The sequence below is a fragment of the Algihabitans albus genome (genome assembly GCF_003572205.1).
GTDB lineage: Bacteria > Pseudomonadota > Alphaproteobacteria > Kiloniellales > DSM-21159 > Algihabitans > Algihabitans albus.
This window is the reverse complement of sequence record NZ_QXNY01000006.1, coordinates 495,889-510,718: the sequence shown is the minus strand read 5'-3', so window position 1 is coordinate 510,718 and position 14,830 is coordinate 495,889. Positions and strand designations below refer to the sequence as shown.

The 14,830-nt window shown below is 65.8% G+C and carries 10 protein-coding genes; 7 read left to right on the top strand and 3 right to left on the bottom strand.

Annotated elements, in window-relative coordinates; genetic code table 11:
- Window positions 1-2: 2 nt before the first annotated feature.
- From DBZ32_RS19155 to DBZ32_RS19140, 4 genes are all read left to right on the top strand, one after another.
- The gene (locus tag DBZ32_RS19155; protein ID WP_119168833.1) at window positions 3-2,000 is read left to right on the top strand and encodes a lytic transglycosylase domain-containing protein; all 1,998 of its coding nucleotides are present in this window, start codon (window positions 3-5) and stop codon (window positions 1,998-2,000) included.
- Window positions 2,001-2,100: 100 nt separating this feature from the next.
- Window positions 2,101-2,784, top strand: a complete 684-nt coding sequence (locus DBZ32_RS19150) for a haloacid dehalogenase type II (RefSeq protein ID WP_119168832.1) — start codon at window positions 2,101-2,103, stop codon at window positions 2,782-2,784.
- Window positions 2,781-3,671, top strand: coding sequence for an alpha/beta fold hydrolase (locus DBZ32_RS19145; protein ID WP_208539304.1), 891 nt, complete (start codon window positions 2,781-2,783; stop codon window positions 3,669-3,671). The genes DBZ32_RS19150 and DBZ32_RS19145 overlap by 4 nt, the downstream gene beginning before the upstream one ends.
- Window positions 3,634-4,656, top strand: a complete 1,023-nt coding sequence (locus tag DBZ32_RS19140; protein ID WP_119168830.1) for a threonine ammonia-lyase — start codon at window positions 3,634-3,636, stop codon at window positions 4,654-4,656. The genes DBZ32_RS19145 and DBZ32_RS19140 overlap by 38 nt, the downstream gene beginning before the upstream one ends.
- Before the next feature lie 500 nt (window positions 4,657-5,156).
- Here the strand turns inward: DBZ32_RS19140 and DBZ32_RS19135 are convergent, their stop codons facing one another.
- From DBZ32_RS19135 to DBZ32_RS19125, 3 genes are all read right to left on the bottom strand, one after another.
- Window positions 5,157-5,729, bottom strand: a complete 573-nt coding sequence (locus DBZ32_RS19135) for a bactofilin family protein (protein WP_119168829.1) — start codon at window positions 5,727-5,729, stop codon at window positions 5,157-5,159.
- Window positions 5,713-7,362 carry a M23 family metallopeptidase gene (locus tag DBZ32_RS22585; RefSeq protein WP_162906848.1) on the bottom strand — a complete coding sequence of 550 codons (1,650 nt, stop codon included), beginning with the start codon at window positions 7,360-7,362 and terminating at the stop codon, window positions 5,713-5,715. The genes DBZ32_RS19135 and DBZ32_RS22585 overlap by 17 nt, the downstream gene beginning before the upstream one ends.
- A gap of 483 nt (window positions 7,363-7,845) precedes the next feature.
- Window positions 7,846-9,393: a leucyl aminopeptidase gene (locus DBZ32_RS19125; protein ID WP_119168827.1), complete on the bottom strand. Its 1,548-nt coding sequence runs from the start codon at window positions 9,391-9,393 to the stop codon at window positions 7,846-7,848.
- 610 nt (window positions 9,394-10,003) lie between these two features.
- On the opposite strand from DBZ32_RS19125, the gene lptG reads away from it, so the two are divergent.
- The 3 genes from lptG (at window position 10,004) to DBZ32_RS19110 (ending at window position 14,798) form a co-directional block, all read left to right on the top strand.
- Window positions 10,004-11,128 (top strand): LPS export ABC transporter permease LptG, encoded by a 1,125-nt coding sequence (gene lptG, locus DBZ32_RS19120; RefSeq protein ID WP_119168826.1) that lies wholly within the window; start codon window positions 10,004-10,006, stop codon window positions 11,126-11,128.
- A gap of 33 nt (window positions 11,129-11,161) precedes the next feature.
- On the top strand, window positions 11,162-13,462 hold the full coding sequence (locus DBZ32_RS19115) for an LPS-assembly protein LptD (protein WP_162906847.1): 2,301 nt from the start codon (window positions 11,162-11,164) through the stop codon (window positions 13,460-13,462).
- Window positions 13,463-13,568: 106 nt separating this feature from the next.
- A complete protein-coding gene (locus DBZ32_RS19110) occupies window positions 13,569-14,798 on the top strand; it encodes a peptidylprolyl isomerase (protein ID WP_119168824.1) in 1,230 nt (409 codons plus the stop codon).
- Window positions 14,799-14,830: the final 32 nt, after the last annotated feature.

Below are 14,830 nucleotides of genomic sequence, written 5' to 3'. Positions count from 1 at the left end.
ACATGAGGATCGACCGCTTGCGCACACTCCTTGCCAGTCTGCTTGTGGCCGGTCTCGCCTGGCCGGCCGCCGCGGCCGGCCAGACACCGATTGGGCAGACGCTCAGCCGCGCCGACCGCGATCTTTACAGCACGGCTTTTGCCGCCGCGGACGCACGGCAGTACGACGTGGCGATCGCCGCCACGGCCGTGGCCGAGGACCCCTTGCTGCGCGACGTCCTACGCTGGCTGCGCCTGACCGATCCCGCGACGGAGGCGAACTTCGCCGAGATCGCCGATTTCGTCGAGGCGCATCCGGGTTGGCCCGGCCGCAGCGCTCTGCGCCGCGCGGCCGAGGAGGCCATGCCGCTCTCTCTACCGGCCTCGCGAGTGTTGGCCTGGTTCGCCGCCAACCCGCCGGTGACCAGCACCGGCAAGGCCCGGCACGCCACCGCGCTGCTGAACATCGGGCGCGAAGCCGAAGCCGTGGCGCAAGCCCGGCAGGCCTGGCGGGAAACGAGCTTCCCACGCGACATCGAGATGTCTTTCCACGAGCGCTTCCGCCGCTACCTGACGCCGGAGGATGAGCGCGCACGCTTCGAGCGACTGGTATTCGAAGGCCGCAGCACGCCGGCGCAACGCCAAGCCCGCCGTCTCGGCTCGGGTTTCGCGGAGTTGGCGACCGCACGGATCAAGCTGGCCAAGCGCGAGCCGGGTGTGGACGGTGCCATCGAGCGCGTGCCGGCACATCTGCAGAACGACGAGGGCCTGTTGTTCGAGCGAGCCCGCTGGCGCATGCGGTCCGACCGCTACCGCGAGGCACTCGAGCTGGTCGATCCAGTGTCGGTCGCCGTCGCCCATCCGGCGCAATGGTGGGATCTTCGATCCTGGATGGCGCGACGGGCCCTGCGGCTGGGCGATGTCTCCGTCGCCTACCGGCTGGCCAGCGGAAACGGCCTGACGGCGGGCGTCGACTTCGCCGAGGCCGAGTTCCTGGCCGGCTGGATCGCGCTCGACTGGCTCGGCGACCCGGAGATGGCGCAGCCGCACTTCGAGCGGCTCTACGCCGGCGTGTCCTCGCAAATCAGCCTGGCACGCGGCGCCTTCTGGACCGGCGAGACGCTGGACCGGGCCGGCAAGCCGGCAGAGGCCGCCCAGTGGTGGCGGCGCGCGGCGATTCACGGAGAAACCTTTTACGGTCAGATGGCGATTGCCCGTCTGGGCGATGTGCCCGCGGTCGTCGCCAACCCACCGGCGGCCGTACCGGACAGCCGACGCCGCCAGTTCGACGAGCTGGAACTGGTCCGCGTGATCGTGCGGCTTGCGGAGCTGGATCGGCACGACCTGGTCTTTCGCTTCTTCGCAGCGCTGCGGCAGCAGACGCAGGACGAGGTCGATTGGCGCATGATCGGCGATTTGGCCGAGGCGCTTCGACGGCCCGATCAGCGCGTCTGGACGGCGAAGCGAGCGCGGCGCGACGGCTACCTTCTGGCGGACCACCTCTTCCCCGTGCTGGAAGGGATCGATCTGGGCGCCCCGGAGGAAGCCGCCCTGGTGCTCGGCCTGATGCGTCAGGAGAGTTCCTTCTGGACCGGCGCGGTCAGCAGCGCGGGCGCCCGCGGCCTGATGCAGCTCATGCCAGCCACGGCCAAGCAGACGGCCGCCCAGTTGGGGCTCGACTACAGCCTGTCCCGGCTGGTCGACGACCCGGAGTTCAACGTCACGCTGGGCCGCGTCTTCCTGATCGACATGGTGGCGCGCTACGACGGCTACCTGCCTCTCGTCCTCGCCGCCTACAACGCCGGACCCGGACGCGCCAATCAGTGGATCCGGGAGTACGGCGATCCCCGCGATCCGGCCGTCGACGAGATCACCTGGATCGAATCCATCCCCTTCTCGGAGACGCGTAACTACGTTCAGCGCGTCCTCGAGGCGGCCTATATCTATCGCGGCAAGCTCGGCCTGCCGACCAGGCCGCTGCCGTCGCTCTTCCGGCTGGCGCGGGGCCCCGCAACCGACTAAGCAGAGCTGCAGGTAGTCGCGGCATCTCATCGATGTCGCTCAAAACGCGACTGCCACGCTCGTATATCGTTAGGATGGGGTGCAGCCTGGGGAGGAAGCTATGACCGCGTTCGACGGGGTGAAGGCCTGCGTCTTCGATGCCTACGGCACGCTGTTCGACGTTCACTCGGCCGCCGCCGCCGAGGCCGCAACGCTTGGCGAACGGATGACATCCCTCTCGCAAACCTGGCGGCAGAAGCAGCTCGAGTACACCTGGCTGCGCAGTCTCATGGGCGCCCATGCCGACTTCCGGCAGGTGACGCGCGACGCACTCGATTTCGCGCTGCAGGCGCAAGAGATCGACGAGCCGGGCCTGGCCGAGCGGCTGATGCAGCTCTACCTCCGCCTCGACGCCTATCCCGACGTGCGCCCCACGCTCGAGCGCCTGCGGGCCGGCGGCCTCAAGACCGCGATCCTGTCCAACGGCGAGCCGACGATGCTGGCCGCCGCCGTCGAACACGCCGGCCTTGCCGATCTTCTGGACGCAGCGCTTTCGGTCGAGGAAGTCGGCATCTACAAGCCGGACGCCCGCGTTTATCAGCTGGCCATCGACCGCTTCGGCCTCGCCGGTCCGGCGGAGATCGCCTTCGTCTCGACCAACGGCTGGGACGCGCGCGGCGCCGCCAACTTCGGTTTCCAAGTGGCCTGGATGAACCGCTTCGGTCTGCAGCTCGACCGGCTGCCCGGCGAGCCCAAGGCGATCATGACCGGCCTGGAGGAACTCCCCGGCCTGTTGGGACTTTGAGCGAAAAGACCGTGCTGCGGACCAGCTACCGAGAGCGGCGCCTTTCCGCACAGGACGGCACCGGCCTCTACTACCGGGACTATCCGGGACCGGCGGAAGGTGCCGGACCGGCGGCGGTTTGCCTTGGCGGACTGTCGCGCAATTCCAAGGACTTCCATCGCCTGGCGGAGCGCCTGTCCGAGCGGCGGCGGGTGATCTGTCCCGACTACCGCGGACGTGGCCGATCCGACTATGCGGACGACTGGCGCAGCTACCATCCCGTTCAGTATCTCGACGATCTCCGCCATCTGCTGAGCGTCGCCGGCCTGCATCGCTTCGTCGCCGTCGGCACCTCGCTCGGCGGACTGCTGGCCATGGGGTTGGCGACCAGCCAGCCCGGCAGCCTGGCCGGGGCGGTGCTCAACGACATCGGCCCCGAGTTCGAGGGCAGCTCGCTGGACAAGATCATGGCCTACGTCGGCCAGGACGCGGCGCAACCGGACCTGGACGCCGCAACCCGCTTCCTGAAGGAGGCCTTCGGAGAGATCGCCTTTCGCAACGAGGAGACCTGGCGTCGCTTCGCCGAGGGTACCTACCGGCAAGGCGACGACGGGCAGTTGCACGTCGACTGGGATACGGCCATCGTCAAACCGCTCACGCAGACGGCAGGCGAATTGCCCGATCTCTGGCATCTTTTCGCCGGCCTCGGACGCCTGCCTGTCTTGGTACTACGGGGCGAGACCTCGCCCATTCTATCGGCCGAGACGCTGGCCCGCATGGAGACGGGCCATCCGGACCTGGTTTCCGTGACCGTGGCCGGACTGGGCCATGCCCCCTCGCTCGACGAACCGGAAGTCCTGGAGGCCATCGATGAGTTCTTTGCCGCAATCGACACCCCAGCCGCCTGAAGCGGTGACCGTCGCGGACCTGGAAGCCGCGCGGCGGCGGATCGCGGCGGAAGCGGTGACGACGCCCCTGCTGGCGGCGCCCGAACTCTCCACGCGGCTGGGCTACCGGATCCTGCTGAAGTGCGAGAATCTCCAGCGCACCGGCTCCTTCAAGTTTCGGGGGGCTTACAACTTCCTCGCCAGCATGACGCCGGAGCAGCGCGCGCGCGGCGTGGTTGCCTTCTCCTCGGGCAATCATGCCCAGGGAGTCGCGGCTGCCGCGCAGATCTTCGGCACGCCGGCGACCATCGTCATGCCCGCCGACGCCCCGGCCATCAAGATCGCCAACACCCGGGGGTACGGCGCCGAGGTGCTGCTCTACGACCGATACCGCGAGGAGCGCGAGGCCATCGGCGAGAGGCTGGTCGCCGAACGCGGCCGTACCCTGGTCAGGCCCTACGACGACCCCAAGGTCATCGCCGGCCAGGGGACCTGCGGACTGGAGCTGCTGGAGCAGGCCGCTGCCCGAGACCTGCGGCCCGACCGGGTTCTGGTCTGTTGCGGCGGCGGCGGGCTGACGGCCGGCATCGCTCTGGCTCTTGAGGCGCTGAGTCCCCGGACCCGGCTCTACACCTGCGAGCCCGAAGGTTTCGACGATACCGCCCGGTCCCTCGCCGCCGGCCGAAGGCTGGCGAACGAGGCCGGCGGCCGTTCGATCTGCGATGCGCTGCTCGCGGCGATGCCGGGCGAGGTGACCTTCCCGATCAACACCCGCCGCGTGACGGCCGGCTTGACCGTGACCGACGGCGAAGTCGAACGGGCGATGTCCTATGCTTTTCGCCGCCTGAAACTGGTGGTGGAACCGGGTGGAGCCGTCTGCCTCGCAGCCCTGCTCGCCGGCAAACTCGACATCGATGCCGGCGAAACGATCTGCATCACCCTCTCGGGCGGCAACGTCGACCCGGCACGGCTTGCCGCTGCGCTGGAGAGCGAACCCGACGCCTGACCCGGCCCGAAAGGGAGTTTGGACTCAGATAGTTGGAGCGCGTCTTCCGCGACCGGCGGAAATGATTCACCAGGTGGCGGAAGCCGCCAGGAAGATATCCGCCGGCTTGTCGTCGCGGGTGGCGGTCCTCCTGAAATCCTTGAGCCGACGGAAGAGCATCCGCTCCATGAGGTTTGAGGCTCGTTAGGCGACGGTGTCGTATGATCGGGGGTACTTGCGGATTGGTTTCGCAGGGATGACGGGAACGCATCCGCATTCGGTCGAGCAGGTTCGGCGGACAGGTAGTTTCGGGGCCGCCGTTTGCTCCACCGGTTATGGTCCTCGACGTGGTGCCTGCCGCAGCGACCTCGCGGAGGACAGGGTTCGATCCGCGACCACTCCTCGTCCGAAAGCCACTTAAAGCCCTACCATCCGATCCTCTCCCGGCCTTGGGACAACTTGGAAGACCGACTCACACCTGAGGACGGAAGACTCAGGAAAACCGCAGTTGAGTAGAGGTCCTAGATGACCGGCTTGGTTTCGCTGCCGGCCGACCCGCTGGAGATCGAATCGCTGGAAACCCGGCCGTTCGCACCTGGAGAAACCGGCTTGCCGGCCAGCGGCTTGTTGTCGAGCAGAGACACGGAGGTCGTGCCCGCGGCGTCACGGCGGCAATGGCCGTCGATGAAAGCCCCGGCTTCGATCGCCAAGCTGTCATGAACGATGTCGCCGCGTATCTTGGCGGTCTTCGTCACCACCACGGTCGCCGCTTTCACCTGTCCGTCGACCTCGCCGCAGAGACGCACCGTCTCCGCTTCGATCGCTCCCTCGATGCGGCCGTCTTCGCCGAGGGTCAGCGTCCGACTGCAGATGTCGCCCTGGACCGTGCCGTCGATCTGCAGATCCCCGTGACTCACGAGATTTCCTTCGATCGTCAGGTCGGCACTGATGATGGAGGGGACGCCGCTCGGCTGGCGACGGGCCGATCCACTCGCCGAACCACTGGTTCCGGGCGCGAGCGAGACACCGCCGGCACCTGAGTCGTTCGGCGAGGCGGCAGCGCCGTCGCCCTTCTTCTTACCCTTTGAAAACATGCCTACCTGCCTTCAGGAAGTCAGCCGGATCGTAGGGGGTGCCGTCGAACAGGATCTCATAGTGCAGATGAGGCCCCGTACTCCGTCCCGAATTGCCCATCTGCCCGACCTCTTGGCCGAAGGAGACCATGTCGCCAGCTTCCACCTCTATGGCGCGAAGATGAGCATAGCGAGTCTTAAAGCCGTGACCGTGGTCGATCTCGACCATCCGCCCGTAGGCGCCTTTGGTGCCGGCGAAGGTCACCTTGCCGGGCGCGGTTGCCAGGATCGGCTCTCGCAGTCGGCCGACCAGATCCAAGCCTTCGTGCCGCGCGCGCTTGCCATTCACGGGGTCCTTGCGCTGACCGAAGCCGCTGGTAATGCGGTATTCGCGCATCGGGGCCGCGACGGGCATGACCTCGAACAGGGTTTTGATGGCATCCCAGCGGTCGAGACGCTGATCAAGCATGCTGTAAGTCACTTCCAGGCGGTCCGAATGGGGGTCCGGAGGCCCCGCCAACCCGGCCGGCAGGAAGGGACCGCCCCGTCCGACGTCCAGATCACCGAGCCTGTCGGCACGGGCCAAGCGCAGATCGGCCTCAAGGCCGGCGATCAAGGGCTCGACCTCGAGCCCCGTCATGGTCAGCGCTGCCTCGAGCGCGTCGATCGAGCTTGCGGTCCTGCTGTCCAGGCGCTCCAGCAGAGCTTGCTGAGCGGAGCGCAACCGGCCCATCTGTGCGAAAGCGGTCACCAGTTGGGCCGCCATTCTTTGGCGATCGCTCTGCAGCGAATCGCCACGCGCCACGGCCTGCTGCAGTTCCATGCCGAGCGCGGCCAGCCTCTGCTGCAGCCGGGTTTCGCGCCTGAGCGCCGCGTTGACCTCGCCCTGCAAACCGACGATATCGGCCTTCAGAAGGTCGCGCAGCTCGCTCAGATCCGCAACTTCCTGGCCGGCCGTCGCGAGCTTGTGATGCAACTCGGCCAGTCTGCTCTGGAGATGCCGGTTCGCGATTCTGGCATCCGTTAGCTGCGACTTCGCCGAAATCAGCCGTCGGTCGAGCCGCGCCCGCGCCTCTGAAATCTGGATGCGCTCGGCCTCGGTGGCATGCAAGGTCGCCCGCAGCGAAGCCACCTGGCCTTGCAGCGCTTCGTTGCGCTGCGCAATCTCGTTCAAGCTGGTCTCGAAGGTCGTGAGACGGTTGCGCAGGGACTCGCGCGCCACTGTCATGCGGTCGTCGGCTTCCTCGATCGGATTCAGCCCATCGGCAATTCCGGCCAGCTTGTCGGGTGCGATGCCGTCTTCCCGCAAAACGTCGAGCAGGTAGTTCTGATTGGCCTCGAGATCGGTGGTGATGCGGGTGAACTGTGCATGATAGTCGCTGATCTCGGACATCAGCTCGAGATAGGTGAGCTGTTGCTGCTCGATCAGCGCCGAGCGCTCCGCAAGAATACTTTGCTGAAGGCCGATACCAAAACTGCCGGCAGCCGCCCAGCCGAGAACCGAAACGACAGCGACGGCCGTCAGCTTCTGCGCACGCCCGGACAGACGGAGATAGCGAACCTTATCGTTGCTACGGATAAAGATCTCGCGATCGAAGAAGAAACGGTCGAGCCAGAGGTTCATACGCGTCAGCAGACGCGTACGGCGGCGCAAGCGACCGGTCCCGAACGGCGCGGAAACGCCGGAGGCTAGCTCCTGCGCGCCCACTGATCCGCTGTCGGTCTCAGAGGACGCACAACCTGAACGTGCGGGCTGATCAGCCACGACGGCAATTTCTCCCTCTCTGTGCCCCATCTCCCCGACCCGCCACCGTCTGCCGCGGCATTGCCGCCCCAAACGATGCAACAGCGACGCTAGGGCGATCCCCCCGACCTTGCGTCATGCCCTTGGATTTCCCGTTCCAGGACAGCCGAAGATTAGCCGCGCAAACCTTACCAAACAAGTTAAAGCATTGGGTCGACGAGCAAAGCCGACTCGACCGACCGTCCCGAACAGCATCTTCAGGTTACCGTGAATAAAACCTGAAGATCCGCTCGACAGTCCGCCGATGCGAGCAAAGACCAGCTCAACTACCAGCTCCGCGACTGCTCGTTGGTCCCACCGCTCGTTGGTTCCTGGGGGCGCAGCCAGGCTGCCCTACTTCTCGTAGTGCTTCGCCACCAATTCGTCGAGCAGCCGAACGCCGAAGCCCGTCGCGCCCTTCGGGCCGGTCGGCCGGTCCTTGTCCGACCAGGTAACGCCGGCGATGTCGAGATGCGCCCAGGCGGTCCCGTCCTGAATGAAGCGCTCGAGGAACTGCGCCGCAGTGATCGAGCCGCCCCAGCGCCCACCGACGTTCTTCATATCGGCGATATCGCTATCGATCATCCGATCGAAGTCCTCGCCCATCGGCATGCGCCAGCAGGGTTCGCCGACGGTCTTGCCGGCTGCCAGGATACGTTCCGACAGCTCGTCGTCGTTGCTGAACAGACCCGCATGGGTTCTGCCCAGCGCCACCATGATCGCCCCGGTCAGCGTCGCGAGATCGACGATGGCCTTGGGTTTGTAGGTTTCCTGCACGTACCAGAGCGCATCGGCCAGGATGAGGCGGCCCTCGGCATCGGTGTTGATCACTTCGATCGTCTGGCCGGACATGGAGTGGACGACGTCGCCCGGGCGCTGCGCATTGCCGTCCGGCATATTCTCGACCAGCGCGCAGGCGCCGATCACGTCGATCTTGGCCTTACGGGCCGCCAGGGCGTGGAACAGGCCGACCACGACGCCAGCTCCGCCCATGTCCCACTTCATGTCTTCCATGCCGGCAGCCGGCTTGATCGAGATACCGCCGGTATCGAAGCACACGCCCTTGCCGACGATCGCCAATGGCAGGCCAGCGACCGCCTTACCCTTCGAGCGGCTCGCGGACTTGGACTTGCCCTTCACGGCCTTGCCGGATCCCATCCAGCGCAGAATCAGAAGCTGGGACTCGCGCACGGACCCCTGCCCCACGCCCAGGAGCGATCCCATCCCGAGCTTGTCCATCTCCTTCTCGCCGAGAATCTCGACCTCGACCCCGACTTTCTCGAGGGCTTTCTTGGCCTGTTTGGCAAAGCTTTCCGGATAGAGGACGTTCGCCGGTTCGGAGCAGAGGTCCCGGGTGGCGAAGACGCCTTCGCCGATCTTCTCCAGCTTCGCATAGGCCTTCTTGGCGCCCGCAGCGGCAGCCGCCATGACCGTCAGCTTCTTGAGGCTGGGTTTACGCTCGGGCTTCTCCGTGGTGCGGTACTTGTCGAAGCGGTAGCTGCGCAACTGAGCGCCGAAGGCCACGCGCGCCGCGACTTCCGAAGGCTCGAGCCTGAAATCCGGCAGCGCGTCGACGGTCACGGCCGCCTCCTTCTCGCCGGCCGCGTTAAGTCTGACCAGCAGATCGCCGCCGATCCGCTCGAAATCGAGCGGCCCGGCCTCGGCGGGCTTACCCAGGCCGAGCAGGACGACCCGGCTGGCCGACAAACCCGCGGGCGCCAAAACCTCCAGGATTTCACCCTTTTTACCGGTGAAACGGCTGGACTTGATCGCCCGCGCCAACGCGCCGCCCAGTCGTCCGTCCAGATCGGCCAGACTTGGGGCGAGCGTTCCCCCCTCGGTGACCAGCCCGGCAACAGCTCCGGACTTCGATTCGGCGGGCGCGGCAAAGGAGATACGCATGGGGCCTCCGTACTGTAGGGCTGTCGCGCGGGCCGTCAGGCCCGCGCCAAGGGGATCGTTCGGGCGGTTCCCGAAAGGGTCGCGGAAACTCTAGAGCAGGATTGCCTTAGATGGAATCGCTCTGGCGATATCACCTAAGGCAATCCTGCTCTTTCATGAGCCTAGCGAGCGATTCACGCCCCGGGTGGAAGCAAAACCCCTTCCGCCCGGGGCGATCGCGCTCTAGCGCAAAGCGTTAGAATCCGCGCTGCTCCCTGTCAACGATAGGGCCAGCGAGCCTCAGGTAGGTTTCGGCCTCGGTTTCGGAAGTTACCGAGCCGCCGACGGGCGGGTCGAAGCTGGACGCGGCGCGCGCAATCACGTTATCCCTTCACCGTCCCATCGCGTTGTCCCAATCGGGCTTTCGGCAGCCTGGTGTCGGTTGGCGCAGCGTCGTTCGACGCAGGGCCAAGGCGGGAGACCCAGAAGGAGCAGCCCTAGACGGCCGCAACCTTCGATAACGACAGCCTTCGATGACGAGGGAAAGCGACCGAGTGACCAAGACGGTCGAACAGAGCAACGATCAAGGGGCGTCGTCGGCCGAGGGCCGGCGGAGCGGAGCCCGCGGGACATGACGGCAGCCGCTGCGATGCCGCGCCACCGCCGGCGTCTATCCTGGACGTTGAGCGGGTACATTGCCCGGCAGTACATGCTCTGGTTCATCGTGTTTCTGCTCGCGATCTCCGGCATCGTGCTCTTGGCGGGGACCGCCGACCGGATGGACCGAATGGCCAACCGCGACGGCGTCACCTTCGGCATCGTCTTGAGCGTCGCCGTATTTCGCCTCCCATCCCTCATCCAGGAAACCATGCCCTTCGTCGTGCTGGGGGCGGCCATGTTCACCTTCTGGAGGCTGACCCGCACCAACGAACTGGTGGTGACCCGCGCCGCGGGCGTTTCCGCCTGGCAGTTCCTGCTGCCGGCCGTCGCGCTTTCGGTCCTGGTCGGTATTCTGACCATGACCATCCTCAATCCGGTGGGTGCGACACTGCTTTCGCGCGCGGACCAGATCGAGGAGAGTTACGATCCGACCCCCGGCCCGTCGCTCGCCCTGCGCGGTGGCGGCCTCTGGCTGCGGCAGGACCAGGGCGCCGACAGGCTGATGCTGCATGCCAGTCGCGCCGACGAAGAGACCATGACGCTCTACGAAGTCATCGTCTTCCGCTATCAGGACGAAGAGTTCCTCAACCGTATGGATGCCTCCTCAGCCACCCTCGAACCGGGATACTGGGCGATGCGCGACGTCTGGCTGAGCCAGGCGGGCACGCCGACGATCTTCGAGCGGGAAGTCCGGATCCCCACAAACCTGACCTCGCGGAAGATCCTGGAGAGCTTCGCCCCGGCCGAAACCCTCTCGTTCTGGGATCTTCCGGAGTTCATTCGCCTGCTGCAGGAGGCCGGTTTCTCGACGCAGCAGCATCGGCTCGAGTTCAACAAGCTCCTCGCGCTGCCCTTGCTCTTCACGGCCATGGTCGTACTCGCCGCGACCTTCTCGCTCCGGCCGCAGAGGCGCGGCCGCGTCGGCCTGATCATCCTGGCCGGAGTGATCTGCGGTTTTGTGCTGTACTTCATGTCCAGTCTGGTGTTTGCACTCGGCATCTCGGGCAAGCTGCCGGTTGCGATGGCAGCCTGGACGCCGGCGACCATCGCGCTGGCTCTGTCCCTGCCCTTGCTGCTGCATCTGGAAGACGGCTAGACCGAAAGTATGGTTGGGGGACAAGGGACTCGCGTGACAGCAGGTGCAGGCATTTCAGCAAGCCTGGGCGTTTCAGCCGCCAAGGCCGTTGCCTTAGCGATTGCCGCGACGATCACCGCAACCGGGCTCGCCTTCTGGAGCAATCCCGCCGCGGCGCAGTTGCTGATCGACACCCCTGGCCCCGGAAACGCGGGTATCGCCGAAGACCGTCCGGCCCTGATTACGGCCGACGAACTGGTCTACGAAGACGAACTGGGCATCATCACGGCTTCGGGCAACGTGGAAATCGCCCAGGATGCGAGCGTTCTGCTCGCGGACAGCGTCAGCTACAACCAGAACACCGAGATCGTCGTCGCCTCCGGCAACGTTTCGCTGCTCAACGAGAACGGCGACGTCTACTTCTCGGAGTACGCGGAACTCACCGGCGATCTGCAGGAGGGTTTCATTCAGGGCATTCGCTCCCTGATGTCCGACGGCCTCACACGGGTCGCGGCCGCACGCGGCATCCGCACCACGGATAACCGCACGGTCTTCGACGACGCGGTCTACTCGCCCTGTCCGCTCTGCCGCAGCAACCCCGACCGCCCGCCGATCTGGCAGTTGAGCGCGCGAAAGGTTATTCACGATCAGGAAGCCCGGGAAGTTCGCTACCGCGATGCGACGCTTGATGTCTTCGGCGTGCCGGTCTTCTACATGCCCTACTTCGAGCATCCCGATCCGACGGTCAACCGGAAGTCCGGCCTCCTTACCGCCTCTTGGAGATCCACCGAATTTCTGGGCTTCCAAGCGACGACGCCTTACTTCTGGGTGATCGACGACAACATCGACGCCACGATCACCCCGACCTTCACGACGAAGCAGAATCCCTATCTGAACCTGGAGTACCGCCACCGCTTTCCGGCCGGCGCGATCGAACTGCGGGGCAGCGGGACGATCGCGGATCGCGAGAACAGGGACGGCGAGATCGACCAGGACCGGTTCCGCGGCCACATCGATGCCAACGGCAACTTCACCTTGGACTCGCGCTGGCGAACCGGCTTCAACATCTTCCGCGTCAGCGACGATACCTACGACCAGCTTTACGACCTGGACGTGCCCGAAACCCGGGCGCGGACCGAGAGCAATGTCTTCGTCGAGGGCTTCGGAGGCCGCAACTACTTCACCGCCAACGCCTTTTCATATCAGTCGCTCCGCTCCGAGGAAGACGACGACGTACAGCCGCTGATTCTGCCGGAACTCGACTTCAACTACGTCTCGCAGCCCCTGGTCGCCAACAGCCTGCTGACCGCCGATGCGAACCTGCTCTACCTGACCCGGCAGCAGGGTCGCCGCATGGCGCGCGCCTCACTGGTGACCGGCTGGACCCTGCCCTATACTTCCGACTGGGGCGACGTCTGGACCTTTCGAACCAGTCTGCAAACCGACGGCTACTGGACCGAAGGCAACGACCCCGACAATCCGAACGACCTGGACCCGCAGAACGGGGAAGATGCCGACTCCGTCTTTCGCGCCTTTCCACAAGCTTCGCTGGAATGGCGCTATCCCTGGGCGATACAGAGCGGCGGCTGGGAGCAGATCATCGAACCGATCGCCCAGTTCGTCGCCGCTCCGAACGGCAACTGGTTCAACCGAGGCGATATTCCGAACGAAGACTCGCTGGGGTTCGAGTTCGACGACACGACGCTCTTCGCCCCCAACCGCTTCTCCGGCCTCGACCGTGTCGATCCGGGCGTCCGCGCCGATTACGGCCTGCAGTACACGCTTTACACGGGCGAGGAATCCTTTTCCCAAGTGTTTCTCGGCCAATCCTGGCGACTCAGCGACACGGATGTCTTCGCCGAGGGATCGGGGGTTGAGGGCGACGGCGCGTCTGACATCGTCGGCCGTGTGATCTTCAGCCCGATCTCCGAAATCTATACGGCCTACCGCTTTCGCCTGGACCAGGAATCCCTGGAAGCACGCGTGCAGGAAGTAACCGCCGGGTTCGGCAATCAGACCTTGCGGCTCGAACTCGACTACACCTTCACCGCGTCGCAAGAGCGCGACGGCGGTTTCGCCGAGCGCGAGACAGCCGGGCTGACAGTCTCCTCCCGCCTGTCGGAGAACTGGTTCGTTCGCGGTCGCATCGAGCAGGATCTGGCGGCCAACGAACTGCAGACCGCCAGTGCGTCGCTTACCTACACGGACGAATGCCTGCTGGTCTCCCTCTCCGTCGAAGAGCGCAACTTCGACGACCGCGATATCGAGTCGGACACTCGCTTTCTCTTGACGATCGGCCTAGCGCAACTGGGCCAGTTCGAGACAGGTTTCGACGGCGGGTCGGGAGAGGAGTAGTCGCCGACCGCAAGCCTTGGCCGGGCAGAGCCGCGTTGTTCCGGCTCCACCGCGGACCTATAGTCCGGACTCGACCGAGCGCGGCCAAACCAAACCACGAGGGTACATGCGAAGACTGATTTCTACTTTTCTCGCGCTTACCCTGATCTTCGGGCTCGCGACGTCGGCGGTGGCGCAGAACAGTCTGCGCGCCGCGGCGCTTGTCAACGACGAGATCATTTCGGTGCTCGACGTCATCTTGCGCCTGCGCATGGCCATCGTCTCGTCGGGCCTGGAGGATACCCCCGAAGCCCGCGACCGGCTGACCACGCCGGTCCTGCGCGCGTTGATCGACGAACGTCTGCAACTTCAGGAAGCGGAACGCCTCGACATCGCGGTCACCGACGAACAGATCGACAATGGTCTCAACCGCCTCGCCGAACAGAACAGGATGACGCGCAGCCAATTCCTGCAGAGCCTGCGCGAACGCGGCATTCTGGAGGAGGCGATCCGCAACCAGTTGCTGGCTCAGCTTTCCTGGCGCGAAGTCGTCACCCGCCGCCTGGCCCCGCAGGTCGAAATCGACTCGGAAGAGATCGAGGAGACCGTCGCGCGCATCACCGCCGATGCCAGCCAGCCGCGCGTCCGCGTCGCCGAGATCTTCATTGCCTTCGACACGCCCTCCGAAGAGAGCGAGGCCCGGGTGACCGCCGGGCGCCTGTTGGACGAGATTCAAAACGGCGCCCCTTTTCAGCCGGTCGCGCAGCAGTTTTCCCAATCGGCGACGGCCTCGGTCGGTGGCGACATGGGCTGGCTCGCCGTGCAGGAGCTGCCGCCGGAGTTGGTCGAGATCGTCAACGAGATGCAGCCCGGCTCGCTCGCGGGGCCGATCCGCACCATCGGCGGCTACTACATCGTCGCCCTGGTCGACCGCCGCGCGGCGGAGAACGTCGAGGATCGCATTCAGCTTGCCGAGTTTATCGTCCCGGCCAGCGGGGAAGACGATCTTCAGGTCGCAACGGCGGAAGCCGCACGCCTGGCCGAGGAGGTGCGAAGCTGCGCACAGGCCAATAGCCTCGCCCAACAGTACGGTGGCGCCGGGACGACCGGGAGCCAACCCTTCGACGCTCTGTCGGCGGAGGTTCGCGACGCCGTCTCCGGCCTCGGAATCGGTCAGCCGAGCGCACCGCTGGAAGTCGAGAGCGGCGTCGCCGTCTATACCGTCTGCCTGCGCGAGGGCGGCGGGATCGACCGGCAGGCCATCGAGAGCGACCTGCGCGCAGAGCGCCTGGAACTGCTGGCGCGGCGCTACATGCGCGACCTGCGCCGCGACTCCAACGTCGAGATCCGTCTCTGACGCGCGCGCGCCACGAGGCCGACACCGACGCC

What these genes read in the sequence shown, in the direction of transcription:
- DBZ32_RS19140 (WP_119168830.1), top strand. Translation starts at nt 3,634, where the DNA reads ATGAGTTCTTTGCCGCAATCGACACCCCAGCCGCCTGAAGCGGTGACC.
- lptG (WP_119168826.1), top strand. Translation starts at nt 10,004, where the DNA reads ATGACGGCAGCCGCTGCGATGCCGCGCCACCGCCGGCGTCTATCCTGG.
- DBZ32_RS19155 (WP_119168833.1), top strand. Translation starts at nt 3, where the DNA reads ATGAGGATCGACCGCTTGCGCACACTCCTTGCCAGTCTGCTTGTGGCC.
- DBZ32_RS19110 (WP_119168824.1), top strand. Translation starts at nt 13,569, where the DNA reads ATGCGAAGACTGATTTCTACTTTTCTCGCGCTTACCCTGATCTTCGGG.
- DBZ32_RS19135 (WP_119168829.1), bottom strand. Translation starts at nt 5,729, where the DNA reads ATGTTTTCAAAGGGTAAGAAGAAGGGCGACGGCGCTGCCGCCTCGCCG.
- DBZ32_RS19125 (WP_119168827.1), bottom strand. Translation starts at nt 9,393, where the DNA reads ATGCGTATCTCCTTTGCCGCGCCCGCCGAATCGAAGTCCGGAGCTGTT.
- DBZ32_RS19150 (WP_119168832.1), top strand. Translation starts at nt 2,101, where the DNA reads ATGACCGCGTTCGACGGGGTGAAGGCCTGCGTCTTCGATGCCTACGGC.